We start from the raw sequence: 14251 nt of genomic DNA on the forward strand, positions 1-14251 counted from the left end.
AAAGAGATTATTGGGTTTAACCGAAAAGTATTGACTAGTGGGGTGGTTATGAAAATCCTTTTAGTAGAAGATGAATATCGGATTGCCAAAGCACTTGCAGAAGTACTAATTGACCAAAATTATCTTGTGGATATTGCTAGCGATGGTCAAGCGGGATGGGAGTTTGCTAAAGCTTTTCCTTATGACTTAATAGTGCTAGATTTGATGCTGCCAAAGTTGGATGGTATCACCTTGTGTCGGCAACTACGGCAGGAAGGCTATTCTATACCTATTTTATTACTAACTGCAAAAGATAGTAGCACAGATAAAGTAATCGGGTTAGATGCAGGTGCAGATGATTATGTTGTCAAACCCTTTGATTTGCAAGAGCTAATGGCTAGAATTCGGGCTTTACTAAGGCGGGGAATTACTATTTTACCCGCTGTGTTTGAGTGGGAAAAGTTGCGTTTAGATCCAAGTAACTATGAAGTTACATATAATGGACAAGCAATACATCTCACTCCCAAAGAATATAGAATTTTGGAATTGTTTTTACGTCACAGCCATCAAGTGTTTAATCGCAACGAGATTCTCAAACATCTGTGGTCTTTTGAAGAACCACCAGGAGAAGAAACAATCAAGGTTCACATTCGGAGTTTAAGACAAAAATTGAAACTTGCTGGAGCTAATGTTGATTTTATTGAGACAGTGTACGGTTTAGGTTATCGACTAAAACAAACTTTTTAAATCGATGCTTCAAGCTTTAGCTAGGCGGCTTTTATTTTCCTATTTAGGTGTAATGGTAACAATTTGGGGAACTTCTACCACAATTGTCTACCATTTTTTATCTTATAATCTTTATCAAAAATTAGATGGCGAAATTATCAATTTAGCAAATGCGGCTTCTCACAATTTAATCGCAGCCCCAATAGACAAAAAAGCAATTAATACTAAAATCCCGCGAATTTTAGATAATGATGATGATGGAGATTTAGATATTCCTTGGCAGGATTTACGTGAAAATCATCAAGGAGTAGAATGGTTTGATGTTAATGGTCGGCTATTAGCTAAAGCGGGAAACACTATTTCTCGGATGTCATTTACTGCTAATTTTAACGTTATCCAAAAGCAAAAAATTCGCAGTATTACTATTCCTGTTTATCTGCATAGTTTAAATGTGGGTAAAAAAAAGCTTCAAGGATATGTCCGGGTCAGTGAATCCACAGAAGAACTAGAAGAAGAATTAGACCGACTTTTATGGGGATTTGAGTTAGGAGGACTGATTGTCATAATTCTTAGTGGTTTAGGTGGTTGGTGGCTAACTAGACAATCTTTACAGCCAATTGAGCAAAGTATTCAGCAATTAAAACAGTTTACTGCCGATGCTTCTCATGAGTTACGTAGTCCTTTAACAATCATTAAAACTTCAGTTGAAGTGATTATGAATTATCCAGAGAGAATTCATCCAGGTAACGTGAATAAATTGGAAGCAATATCATCTGCAAGTAATCAAATGACTCGATTAGTAGAAGATTTACTTTTATTAGCTAGAACTGATGCAGTAACGAGTACTCAAGTGATTGCATGGATAAATATTCCTTTGGATGAACTATTAGAGGATTTGGTGGATTTTTGGGAACCGCAAGCCGTCTCTAAGGAAATTATTCTGAAGTCAGAAATATCAACTGAAGTTTTTATCAAAGGTGAAGCTATTCAACTAAAGCGATTATTTTCTAATCTGTTGCAAAATGCATTGTACTATACACCGAAAGGAGGAACTATCAGGGTTTCTCTGGTTAAACTTGAGCGGCTGGTAGCAATTAATGTTCAGGATAATGGTATTGGCATTGCTCCAGAACAGATTCCGCTAATTTTTAATCGCTTTTGGAGAGCAGATCGAGCTAGAAACCAACGCGAGGGCGGGGTAGGTTTAGGATTAGCTATAGCCCAAGCGATCGCTAGAACTCATGGAGGAGATATTACTGTCACCAGTGAAGTCGGTGTTGGTAGCTGCTTTCAGGTACGTTTGCCATTAGCTTCTTAGTTTAATTCTTAGGGTTTTGCCGAGTCTTTTTACCAAATAAACCAGACATACTTAATCCTGTAACCAACAATCCCAGAAGCCCTAATCCGTTCAAAATTGGGTAAATTCCTTCGAGATGCAAGATTTCGCCTGTATGGATACTTAAGAGGAAGCTAGCTGGAACTCCTATACCAATAGACCACTCCCGAACAACCGTTGTTAACATCCCAGTTAGCACGGTTAACACCAGTGGTATAGATAAAATGATACCAAAGATCCGATGATACTTGCGAAATGAACGTTTCATGCTATTTTTCCAGTCAGTATAAACTTTTTTACTATACAATGTAGGCTCAATATTACCTGAAATGCAAATTAGATGAGAAAAATCGAGTCTTGTCAGACAAGACTCGAAGTGAGTAATTGATGTGAGGAGTTTTGAGAGACTCTGTTCTTAAGGTAAACCACACTAGGTAAAAAACTCGGAAAGAAAAAATATCCGTTCTTTCCGAGTTTTTTACCTTAATAGCTTTAATATTTAAATGACAGAAATATCACCTAGTATTTTTGTTCATAATGAGGGCGATGTCTAGACACGAGTTTTTTCTAGATCGGCGCTCTCAAAAGCCTTAAGAAAACAGGTGCTATTCGGCACTTGGGATAAAAGTCTATTTCATCGGCTTTTTAACCCTCTTCAACCGAATAGTTATTTCTACAAGGCTACACGAGTCTACACCAATGAGTTTTGATGAGGAGTTTATGATGAGTCGTTTTAATCCAGTATTCACAGTTGCTTTAATCAGTCTCATGGCATTGGTTGGATGCAACAAGGGTGAAGAGCCTACTGCACAGACAACACCTGCTGGGAATTCTGTATCAGATACAGCTGCTACTCCCACTGCGACAACCAGCGCAGCATCTCCCAGTCCCACTCCAACAACCACTGCCCCAACAGCAATTAGTCCTACCACTGCAAGTACCGAATTTAAAGGTTTAGAGGGTGTTGTTACCAATACTAAGACCGCAGTTACAGCCGGAAATTTTGCCAAAGCTAAAGGGGAATTTGATAAATTTGAAGATTTCTGGTCAAAGGTTGAGGATGGAGTTAAAGCTAAATCTCCGACTACCTACAAAGAAATTGAAGATAAATCCGATGAGATTAAGGCAGGACTTAAAGCCTCTGCACCAAATAAACCGAAATTGTTAACAGCCTTAGATGTTCTTAACAAAGATGTCACTACTGTTGCTAAGCCCTAAGGACTAAATATAGGACTACTATTTGATTTTTCAAAAGAAAGATACGTAGGGCGTCTTAGCGACAACGTAACGCACCAAATCCTTACGAATCGTGCGTTACAGATTTCATCGTAACGGATGCTACAGTACCTAATTTTATTCAAAAATCAAATAGGAATCCTATACATCGAAAGTATTTGTTTACTTAAGTTAGGTAAGCGTAATTCAACATCAAATAAAATCCTAGTTTGTAGTCGGTGATTCATCGCAGATTCAGGATTATCAGGACTAAATTCTTAACTACAAACGTCAAAGTTGGCTTGACGAACTACTAGTGGTTTATCGCATTAATTTTGCCAGCTTTAAAATTCTCCACGTCCACGTGTCACCGTGTCTTTGCGTCTCCGTGTCAGCTTTAAAACTTCAGAACTAATGGGACAAACTACTAGTACAGCACGGCGGGAATAAGCCAACTATTTGCCACGCCTGAAACCTTTGCTAATAGGTAATTACGAATTACTCGCAGCGGTACTAGTCATAATTAATTTTTTGGGTGAAGAATAAAAATGTCAAAAGCAAAAGTTCTCTGGAGTTTTCTTCAGCAGACTCCATTCATTGTGCTTGTTGCCTCATTTGTTGGTTATAGTAAGCTGGCAATAGCATCTCCTGCAAATAATACATCAAAATCTGACAATAACCAAACCGAGCTATCTCTAGAGCTTCCAGCGACTAGTGATGCTGTGGCGCAAGTCACTTCCGTATCTCAATTATCAGATGTACAGCCTACTGATTGGGCATTTCAAGCGCTGCAATCACTAGTAGAACGTTACGGCTGTATTGCTGGATATCCTAATAGTACATATCGCGGTAATCGGGCAATGACGCGATATGAATTTGCGGCTGGTTTGAATGCTTGTCTACAACGCATCAATGAACTGATTGCTACCTCAACTAATGATTTGGTTAAAAAAGAAGACTTAACCACATTACAAAAATTGCAAGAACAATTTATCACAGAACTGGCTACCTTACGGGGTCGAGTTGATGCGTTGGAAACACACAGTGCAGAACTGGAAGAGCATCAGTTTTCTACTACCACCAAACTCAATGGTGAAGCTGTTTTTGCAGTGGCAGGAATTGTGGCAGGAGATAATGCTAGAGGAGAAAAAATTAATCGCAATCCTATTTTAGGCGATCGCGTCCGCCTCAACTTTGATTCCAGTTTTACAGGTAAAGATTTACTCAGAACTCGACTGCAAGCCACAAATCTAAATGCCTTCTCTGCAAATTCTACGTTTACACCAGAAGGTGACTTTCGGTTTGCTGCTGGTACTTTTGATAATGGCAACAACAATGCTGTTGGGATAGATGCGCTGTTGTATCAGTTTCCTCTCACTCAAAAAACAAATGTTGTCGTTGAAGCAAATGCAGGTGCAATTGATGATTTTACTAATACTGTTAACCCTTACTTAGATGGAGATGGGGGTAGCGGCGCTTTTACTCAGTTTGGCACTCGCAACCCTATTTACTATTTAGTTAATGGTACTGGTTTAGGAATTCAGCATCAGTTCAGCAAGAATCTAGAACTAAGTTTGGGGTATTTAGCTAACGATCCTGCTAATCCTCAAAATGGAAGTGGTTTATTCAACGGCGCTTATGGAGCCATAGCTCAGTTAACTGTCAAACCTACTGATAAATTCACCGTTGGTTTGACTTACGTTAATTCTTACAACAACGATTTTACTGCCAATGGTAGTACAGGTAGTAACCGTGCTAACTTGCGATCGGCTTTACTGAATAATCCCAATTTACCAAATGATTTAGCTCCATTTTCTGGTGCCGATCTCCCAGTATCCAGTAATGCTTATGGTGTAGAAGCATCATTACAACTGAGTGATAAATTTGTCTTGGGCGGCTGGGCTGGATACACTAACACTCGGATATTGGCAAGCAATGGAAGTGGAATTAATCGGGGAACTCTTGATATCTGGAATTGGGCAGTTACTTTAGGATTCCCCGACCTTGGTAAAAAAGGTAACTTAGCTGGTATCGTGGTTGGTATGGAACCTTATGTAACAAGTTCCAGTGTTGCCCAAATTGGCAAAGATAAGAACAATTCCTATCATCTAGAAGCGTTTTACCAATATAAAGTGAGCGACAATATTACCATTACTCCCGGAGTTATTTGGTTGACTTCGCCAGATAACAACAGCAATAACAATGATGCTGTTATTGGGGCATTGAGAACTACTTTTACTTTCTAAAGGTACATCTGAATTTTTTAACTCAAGTTTAGTCTTGAAGAAAACTCCGTAACGCCCCACCCTTATTTGCTTGCGAAGATATGAGATAAAGCATAACTTTCATGGGTTCATGGGGTGGGGTTTTTCTTATTTGGAAGTTATGGTGATGGACGCTAGGAATGTCCGTAATGGATGGAAGAAACTAAAAGCAGTCGATACCACAATGATTGCAGTATTCTGGCGTTGGTTTTTAACTTAAACCAATTACACTGTTTTAAGAAACGTATTATTGGTGTATGTTAGGTTTTATGTAAACATTGAATATTTCTATATATAACCCGCCGATGAACGCCGATAATAGACAAAATTATACAATTTTAGAAATTCAAGAACTTGATGTAAATTATGGCGGTATTCAAGCGCTGAAAAAAATTAATTTAATTATTCAAAAAGGTGAGGTAGTTACTTTAATTGGTGCTAATGGTGCCGGGAAAACTACTACACTCCGGGCTATATCGAAAATAGTTAATCCTCAGAATGGCGTAATTATTTATGATGGACATAATATTACTCGCCGCCAAGCTCATGAGGTTGTACAACTTGGGATTGCTCATTGCCCAGAAGGGCGGAGAGTATTAGCACGGCAAACAGTACTTGATAATTTACTTTTGGGTGCTTATATTCGTTCTAATCAAGCAGAGATAAAATCAGATATTCAACGACAATTTGAGCTATTTCCCCGTTTGTCACAAAGACGCAATCAACTAGCAGGAACCTTAAGCGGTGGTGAACAACAAATGTTAGCGATCGCTCGTGCTTTAATGAGTAAACCAAAACTCTTACTTTTAGATGAGCCTAGCTTAGGTTTAGCACCTGCGATCGTTCGAGAAATTTTCTCGATTATTGAAAATCTTCGTGCTACAGGTGTGACTATTTTATTAGTTGAACAAAACGCTCATCTAGCGCTCAAAATTGCCGATCGCGGTTATGTTTTAGAAGCTGGTTCTATCACTTTAACAGGCGCATCATCTGAATTAATTATTGATGAGCGAGTTAAAAAAGCTTATTTAGGGTAATAGACCTCTTGCAAAAGTTGTTTAGTAAGATTTAAGTGTGGGGAGGAAAAGCTCGTAATTGTAAAGAGCAACAATCAGATGAAACCTCAAACTAAATCTTTTTCGGTGATTTCTATAAGTAAAGGACAAAATTTTAAAAACCTTGAGTTTCCAATTTATATGCTCACCTAAAACCCTAATTTTGGCTAAGTCTTGATTACCCTTTTTATCTTGAAAACTTAACTTACCTCCTCTGGGCTTTTTTTGGGAATTCGACTATTTTCATGAAGTTTCCGAATACCTTGGTAACCTTTATCTCCTAAGCACTCTATATCTGCATATCTTCTCTTAATTTAACTTTACTATTTTTAAATATCCGAAAATCATACTCTCTACCCTTACCATGAGCGGTGCAGATGATTTTACCATTGAATTTTGCAAGAGACTCCATAAACGCAGTTCACAATGAAGGAATGAAAATATTTCTTTCCCAGTCCCCAGTCCCCAATCCCTATTTTCAAGGCAGGTCTATTCTTTAGAGAGCGATCGCAAAACTGTTCAGACTACTGACTTTAACATAAGCTTAAACTCCAGTAAACCTGTGAGCAGCACAAATACAAAGAGAATTAACACAGCATTATTTAGGAGTTTTTCTAGAAGTGATGTTAAAGTTTGGCAAAAATCGGCAGGAAAACAGCAATGAATGGCAAGCATCACCACCTCCATTGAGTCCTATTCTCAACTTGATACTCCAATCTAGCATTGCTCTACTCGCATTCATGGCACTAGTGTTCCCTGCTACTGCCCTTCCAGAAGATAACAAAAATGGACAGCCTATTCAACCACCGTATGTCCCCGACAACTTACGAGTACCAAAGGACCAAGTACTGCTGTTAAAAACACTGGGGTCTGGAGTGCAGATTTATGATTGCAAAGCCACCGCTACCGATCCCAATACATTTATCTGGACTTTCAGGCAGCCTCTGGCCAATATCTTTGGTGGCGGTGGGAACAAAAACCAAGTTGGTATTCACGGTCGCGGTCCGTTTTGGGCATCTTACGATGGCAGCCGTATAACGGGCAGTGTCAAAGCAAGTTTACCCTCACCAGATCCCCTTAAGAATATCCCACTTCTTTTACTCAACGCCACCTCAAACGGCAGTGATGGCATCTTCAGTCATGTCAATTTTGTCCAAAGACTAGACACTAAAGGTGGTGTCGCGCCCATCGGTGCATGTAATCCAAATCGGACTCCTAGCATTGCAGTGCCTTACAGTGCTTTCTACTATTTCTACGGCAACAGTCCTTGACTCAGTTAAAAATATGTCATCAACTTCCAAATCAAGTTCTGCCATCAATAAAAATGCACAGATAGCAGTCATTGGCGCGGGTGCGTCGGGGTTATTTACTGCCACCATTCTCCGTCAACAAGGATACAAAAACATCACCTTATTTGAGAAGAATTCATCGGTTGGCGGCTACGCCAAGTCTCTGAAGATGGACGGTCATGTTTTTGATTACTCTATCAAGATCATCCCTGCTTGCACAGCCTACGAACCAAATATCTATGCTCCATTGCAGGAGATGCTCGACAAATACAATTTGTCAAAACAATTACTCCCATTCCCTAACACAAGTTTCTTCGATATAGAGACAAGAAAATTGCTACCGGGACCAATGTTCCTCAAAGACTACCCAAGCAAACAAGTAGTAGAAGAACTGCTAACGGGATGGAATATCTTGCAGAAGATCAGAAATTATGCTGGAATTGCTGGTGTTATTGAGGCTGGTGTAGCACTTCCTGGCGAAACCTTTGCCGAGTGGGTCAACCGCAACCAACTTCCTGTGTTTGGTGTCCTTTGTGAATTAGTCCTGGACAGCTATCTTTTTGGACCTGTCTGTGAACACCTAGCTGGTCTTACTCTTAAATGTGCGGCTTTTTATCTGGTCGTTTTCATCAAGAGAATCCTACTAGCAATGGGTACTGATGTTACCGCTATCCCAAGTGTGAACGACAATATTAAGACAATCATGCAGGATGTCAATCCGACTGCATCCTACGTTCACAAGCACGGATATCTAGACTTTTTCGAAAAACTCGTGGAACATGAAGCTTTAGATGTTCGTCTCGCTCAGGGGATACGAACGCTTCGGACATTAAAAGACTTAGATGGCACGCAGATTGAGCTAGTAACTGATAACGGTAATATCCATAAATTTGATGCCCTGGTTATAGCTTGCTCACCTCACGATGCACTGAAATTTCTCGATACAAAGGAACATATTGTACCTCTTTACCAACAAGTACGTCCTGGTTCAGTGTCTCAGGTGTGGTCTTTTCGAGCTTTAAATTGGCCAGAAGCACTTCCTATTGGACGTCTTGTGCTTGCGTACCCAATTTGTGCATCATTGGGGATACCAACAACTTCTCAACAATGCCACGCGGTAATTCGAGAATATGAAGACAGCAACATTTGTTTAGCCGTTTGTTATGCGAAAAGTGATAGTTCGCCGCTAGAAGCTGAACAGACCATGCGGGAGAGTATGCAAGCTTTAGGGATTGATGTCGGGCAAGTGCTTGATTCTCCTCGTTTTCAATGGCCACCAATGGTTCCTAAAGATGCTGTGGAAAACTGGTATTCACAAGTAGAAACTCTTCAAGGGCAAGACAATATTTTCTATGTCGGGGAAGTCTTTTCTAGTGGTGGTGTAGTCCCTGTCTTAGACTATCTGCTCCAGAAAATTCCCAGCTATTTCCCTTGAGTAATTTGGTGCGCTCATGGCTGCTTGTATGCTGATATGCCGATCGCAAGTGTGGTGTTTCACCACCTTTCAGAAGCCTATCAGACTCCAATACTTGTCGGGTTTTGGGGAAAAGGGGAAGGGGAAAGGGGAAAAAAACCTTTAATCTTTACCCTTTAACCTTTTCCCAAAACCCAATTCCGAGTTAAAAATGCAAAACCCGAGCAGTATTGTATCAGACTCCAATTCATGCCCAATTCTAACGACTGATACCTGTATTCTGCTCGCTCAAAACTGTCAACAAAAATACTCTACTGAAGTGAATAGATTCAGTAGAGTATAAACGTTAATTATGTTTTTCAAGCGGTCAACAATATAAAAATAGCCTTCTTCATCCATCCAACCAAGGTCAACAATTACACTCGGATTTACGCCAATATCAAATTAACCGTATTGAACAACTACGATTCTGTCGAAATTCTGATGCTTATATTACTTGGCAACTCTTGAGAAACTACTTCTCTAGAAAATTTTGCGGTTCTAGTTTTTTAGTTAGCGATCGCTAATCAAATATGAGTCCTATATTAATTTATTATTAACTAAATTTTAATGTTTTATCATTAATTTGGTTGATGCAGTTGCTAAAAATTTGTTTAAATTTGCCTAGTTATATCCCTATTTAGTGTTATGCAAACTAACATAGTTCCTGATTTCAATGACGATTTTAGAGAAGTACTTCGCTTGCTTTTGCTATGGCGGCGGGATGTTCGGCGATTCTTAAAAAATCCTATCTCAAATGAGCTGTTGTTAAATTTAATAGAAATTGCCAATTTCTCTCCTTCTGTGGGGAATAGTCAGCCTTGGCGATGGGTCAATGTGAATGATAATAAAAACAGAGAAAAAATCCGTACTAATTTCCGAAAGTGTAACGAACAGGCTCTTGCTGGATATTCTGGCGAACGTGCTTCGCTCTACGCCAATCTCAAATTAGAAGGGCTAGACGCTGCTCCTGTTCAGTTGGCTGTATTTGCCGATGTTGAAACAGAACAGGGCGCTAATTTGGGTAAATTAACTATGCCGGAAACGTTAAATTATTCTGTTGTTATGGCTATTCATACACTCTGGCTTGCTGCACGTGCATCTGGACTCGGTGTTGGTTGGGTTTCAATAATAGATCCACAGGCTGTGAAAAAAGACTTATCCATAAACGACACTTGGGAACTAATAGCTTATCTTTGTATTGGGTATCCAGTTGAGGAGCATGATATTCCTGAGCTTGAACGTTCAGGATGGCAAAAAAGAACTAATGCAGGGTTAAACATTGTGTCTAGATAGATTTCTGCGATCGCCTCAATTTAGCCATTCCTTACATCAACACTTCTGGGTTAGTAGTTACACGTTAGGGCTAAAACGCTGAGTTTACTTGGTCGTCCTATTTTCTGTTTTGATTGGCTGGGCCATCGCACTACCTCTAGCATCTGGTTAAAAGTCTCCGGTCGTATACCAAGTTATCGAGCGTCATTTTCAATTGATTTGTCCCTCTTATTTTCCACCTCAAATTACTTTTCCTGATATCCTCCAGCGTAGTCAATTACACAGATTGTTCTATATAATTTGTGACTTCCATAAGCAACGCCAGACACTTTAAAAGCACCGTTAAAAATATTTTTTCGATGACCGCGATCGCCCACGCCATCATCAATAATTAATTGCATAACAATATCTTGGGCGGTATTTGGGCCGTAACTAATATTTTCACCTGCGGTTGTTTGCCATCTACCATAGCGGTTAATGCGAGTAAAAGGGTTGCTACCATCGCTACCCTTGTGACCTGTGACACCTTTTGGACCTTGGTCTTTAACGTGGTCTTTTGCTCCTAAAGACATACCCTTAGATGCACCCAACGCCCCTACAGGACGAGCAGATTTCAGAAATGCGATCGCTTCATCAACAGCTTTTACTCCTTCTTGAGTTACCAAATAAGTATTATTAGAAATTTTGACTCGGTTACCTTGAAAGCGCTGGCGATAGGTTTCCAAAATCGGGAGATATGCTTTAGGATTTGTTCGGACTTTATTTGTTTCAATAATCACCTGTTGTTCTAGTGGTGACAAGTAACTCGCTTTTGCTAACAAAGTCGGACTACTTTCTTCAACTAATGCTGGTTTAGAGTTGGCTACAGTCGGTCTAGATTGAAACAGTTGATCTGAGCAGCCAAATATCAGAGTAAGTGGAAAAAATGCCCAAAATTTAAGGCGACGCATTCATTACCTCACAATTTTTCTATGAATTAATTTAGTGAATTAAAAGAAATAGGAATTGTCAACTGCTTCTATGGTTCCCTAAGAGAAGCATAGATTAACACACTAGTACAGGTCGGCGGAAATAAAACACCCACTTGAAATGTCTAGAACCCTTATGCAATGATAATTAAGAATTACGACTTGCAGTACTAGTCTTATAGATCACAGTGTAATTATTTTTGTTCCTGGGGTGTTACAAAGTTCTGACCACGAGTCTTTGAAGTTTAACAGATCGTGAAATTATTCCCATATCTCTATTCCTCAGATCGAGTTGCGATGGTAACTTAATCCACTGATGAATAACATATCAATATCTAATATAAGTTAAAGTAGATAAAATATAACTGAAAAATAGCAACTATAAAAATGTAATTAAGTAATGATAAAATGGATTTTTAATAACTGTCTATCCAAGTTTATTATAGTCAAATTTAAACGAAGTAAACTAATGCGGATACTTGGACATGTTCACTACAAAAGGTACTACCCATGAGTTCCCGCGCACTGCTGTTAGTAAATCGTCATGCTCGCCAAGGCCAAAATGCTTTGTCGGAAGCGATTGATTATCTCAAGACACTCGGCTTTATTGTAATTGAAGAATCTACAGAACATCCGAAACAACTTTCTGAAGTTATACTTCGTTATCAGCATCAAGTTGATTTAGTAATTGTTGGAGGCGGCGATGGAACTCTTAATGCCGCAGTAGATGCTTTAGTTGATACTCAATTGCCCTTAGGAATTTTGCCTCTAGGAACTGCTAACGATTTAGCAAGAACTTTAGGAATCCCCAATTCCCTCAACGAAGCTTGTAACATTATTGCCCAGGGAAATTTACACCGCATCGATTTGGGTTGGGTGAATGGCAAGCACTTTTTTAATGTTGCTAGTTTGGGATTGAGTGTAAAAATTACCGAACTACTTACCAAAGAAGTCAAACGCCGTTGGGGAATATTTGCTTATGCTGCCACTGCATTGCAAGTAATTTGGTCAGCTAGACCTTTTAGTGCCGAAATTGTAATCAACGGTGAATCGCTTCACGTCAAAACGGTACAAATTGCTGTCGGTAACGGTCGCTATTACGGTGGTGGTATGGCAGTGGCAGACGATGCTGCAATAGATGACCAAAGACTAGATCTTTATAGTTTGGAAATTAAACATTGGTGGCAGATTATATTATTATTACCCGCGATGCGACAAGGACGGCATATACATTGGGAAAGTGTACGTTCTCTTCAAGACCAGGAAATACACTTATATACTCGCAAACCACGCCCCATTAATACAGATGGTGAAATCACTACTTACACACCTGCCCATTTCCAAGTTATACCTAAAGCTGTAGCTGTTTTCATACCGCCAGAAGTCGAGAGTTAAGAGTCATTCAATTTGGATTTTAGATTTTTCCTTTAATCCAAAATTAAAAATCTCAAATTGGCGAAGTCACAAAGTATTCTCTCTCATCTCCCTGACCTCCCCCACTCCGTCTGATAGAAATGTGGGAACTCGCATCAACTGACGCCAAATGCATCTGAGATTTTCTCAAGATATAAAATCTTTGTTACAACGCCTAGCCGAAAAGCCCCTGACTCTAGGCGATATTCTGGCAGAAACCTCAGAACGAGGGTTTAGCCTGGTAATTGCATTATTAGTTTTACCCTTTTTGTTTCCTATGCCACCGGGATTAACTGGACCTTTCGGTGGGGCTTGTTTACTGTTGTCAGTACAAATGCTTTTAGGAAGGCGATCGCCTTGGTTACCTAAAAGAATCGCTAACTATAAATTTCCTCGTACTTTTAGTCAGTTACTATTACAAAACTTGGGTTGTCTGACCAAAATTTTAGAGAAAATTACCCGTCCCCGATTATCTAAAATAGCCCATAATCCTTTAATTTGGAGAATCAATGGGCTTTGTATCTCTTGGTTGACAATATTATTAATATCACCAATTCCCTTTACTAATCCCATTCCAACTGTAGGTATTTTACTTTTGACCGTTGCCACCATCGAATCTGATGGTTTATTAATTTGTATTAGCTACATCATTACTGCCCTAATTACCTTGGTCTTTGGATTTCTTGGTTATGGTATTTGGCTAGCTCCCGGTTTGCTCCCATCTATATTTAAATAATAAAAGCCCCAAACCAAAGGCTGAGGGCTGTAATTTATTAGGGTGCATCTACTATTTATTAATCCAGTTGAATTATTTGTAAATCCGGGTAAATTCAATAGACTTCTTGCAGAAGTCGGGAAAAGGGGAAGGTGGGGTCCCCTTTAACCTTTTCCCTTTTCCCACCTCTTGCAAAAAGCACTTTTGCAAAAGGTCTAATTTATATCCTAATTTTCCTGTCCGAATTAAAAATTATCATCAATAAATAAAGCCCCCAGGTACAAACTGAGGGCTATGATTTATTAAGGTGCATCTACATCTACCATTTATTAATCCAGTTGAATTATTTATATATCCGGGTAAATTCAACTTGTAAATAAAATTTTTATATTCACAAAATCACATTAATAGCAATAAAAAAAGCCCCCAGCTAAAAGCTGAAGGCTGTGATTTAATTAAGGTGCATCTACTATTTATATATCCGCTTTGGTTATTGTCCCATCAGGAAGAATTGAAAAAAGAGTGGATGGTTGTGGGATTAATTCCGTTATCTACAACATTAA

12 protein-coding genes are annotated in these 14251 nt (G+C 39.2%); 10 read left to right on the forward strand and 2 right to left on the reverse strand.

What is annotated here, in order from left to right; translation table 11 throughout:
• Positions 1-48 precede the first annotated feature (48 nt).
• The gene (locus ACFG4S_RS18945) at positions 49-726 is read left to right on the forward strand and encodes a response regulator transcription factor (RefSeq protein ID WP_392530578.1); all 678 of its coding nucleotides are present in this window, start codon (positions 49-51) and stop codon (positions 724-726) included.
• A 52-nt stretch (positions 727-778) separates the two neighbouring features.
• Positions 779-2023, forward strand: a complete 1245-nt coding sequence (locus ACFG4S_RS18950; RefSeq protein WP_392530579.1) for a sensor histidine kinase — start codon at positions 779-781, stop codon at positions 2021-2023.
• A gap of 1 nt (position 2024) precedes the next feature.
• Here ACFG4S_RS18950 and ACFG4S_RS18955 read toward each other — a convergent pair whose 3' ends face one another.
• Positions 2025-2309: a peptidase gene (locus ACFG4S_RS18955; RefSeq protein WP_392530580.1), complete on the reverse strand. Its 285-nt coding sequence runs from the start codon at positions 2307-2309 to the stop codon at positions 2025-2027.
• A gap of 431 nt (positions 2310-2740) precedes the next feature.
• Here ACFG4S_RS18955 and ACFG4S_RS18960 point away from each other — a divergent pair, with 431 nt between their 5' ends.
• The 6 genes from ACFG4S_RS18960 to bluB all read left to right on the forward strand — a co-directional run bounded on the left by ACFG4S_RS18960 (position 2741) and on the right by bluB (position 10613).
• The gene (locus tag ACFG4S_RS18960; RefSeq protein WP_392530581.1) at positions 2741-3259 is read left to right on the forward strand and encodes a DUF4363 domain-containing protein; all 519 of its coding nucleotides are present in this window, start codon (positions 2741-2743) and stop codon (positions 3257-3259) included.
• 545 nt (positions 3260-3804) lie between these two features.
• Positions 3805-5502 carry an iron uptake porin gene (locus ACFG4S_RS18965; RefSeq protein ID WP_392530582.1) on the forward strand — a complete coding sequence of 566 codons (1698 nt, stop codon included), beginning with the start codon at positions 3805-3807 and terminating at the stop codon, positions 5500-5502.
• Positions 5503-5825: 323 nt separating this feature from the next.
• Positions 5826-6557 (forward strand): ABC transporter ATP-binding protein, encoded by a 732-nt coding sequence (locus ACFG4S_RS18970; RefSeq protein ID WP_392530583.1) that lies wholly within the window; start codon positions 5826-5828, stop codon positions 6555-6557.
• 641 nt (positions 6558-7198) lie between these two features.
• Positions 7199-7846, forward strand: coding sequence for a DUF3455 domain-containing protein (locus ACFG4S_RS18975; protein ID WP_392530584.1), 648 nt, complete (start codon positions 7199-7201; stop codon positions 7844-7846).
• 13 nt (positions 7847-7859) lie between these two features.
• Complete coding sequence (locus tag ACFG4S_RS18980) at positions 7860-9299, forward strand: NAD(P)-binding protein (protein WP_392530585.1); 1440 nt, start codon at positions 7860-7862, stop codon at positions 9297-9299.
• A gap of 666 nt (positions 9300-9965) precedes the next feature.
• The gene (gene bluB / locus ACFG4S_RS18985) at positions 9966-10613 is read left to right on the forward strand and encodes a 5,6-dimethylbenzimidazole synthase (RefSeq protein ID WP_392530586.1); all 648 of its coding nucleotides are present in this window, start codon (positions 9966-9968) and stop codon (positions 10611-10613) included.
• 224 nt (positions 10614-10837) lie between these two features.
• On the opposite strand, the gene ACFG4S_RS18990 is transcribed toward bluB, so the two are convergent.
• Positions 10838-11542, reverse strand: coding sequence for a CAP domain-containing protein (locus tag ACFG4S_RS18990; protein WP_392530587.1), 705 nt, complete (start codon positions 11540-11542; stop codon positions 10838-10840).
• A 528-nt stretch (positions 11543-12070) separates the two neighbouring features.
• On the opposite strand from ACFG4S_RS18990, the gene ACFG4S_RS18995 reads away from it, so the two are divergent.
• On the forward strand, positions 12071-12955 hold the full coding sequence (locus tag ACFG4S_RS18995; protein WP_392530588.1) for a lipid kinase: 885 nt from the start codon (positions 12071-12073) through the stop codon (positions 12953-12955).
• A 148-nt stretch (positions 12956-13103) separates the two neighbouring features.
• Positions 13104-13709, forward strand: a complete 606-nt coding sequence (locus ACFG4S_RS19000) for an exopolysaccharide biosynthesis protein (protein ID WP_392530589.1) — start codon at positions 13104-13106, stop codon at positions 13707-13709.
• Positions 13710-14251 lie beyond the last annotated feature (542 nt).

The organism is Nostoc sp. C117 (assembly GCF_043099735.1).
Taxonomy (GTDB): Bacteria; Cyanobacteriota; Cyanobacteriia; order Cyanobacteriales; family Nostocaceae; genus Nostoc.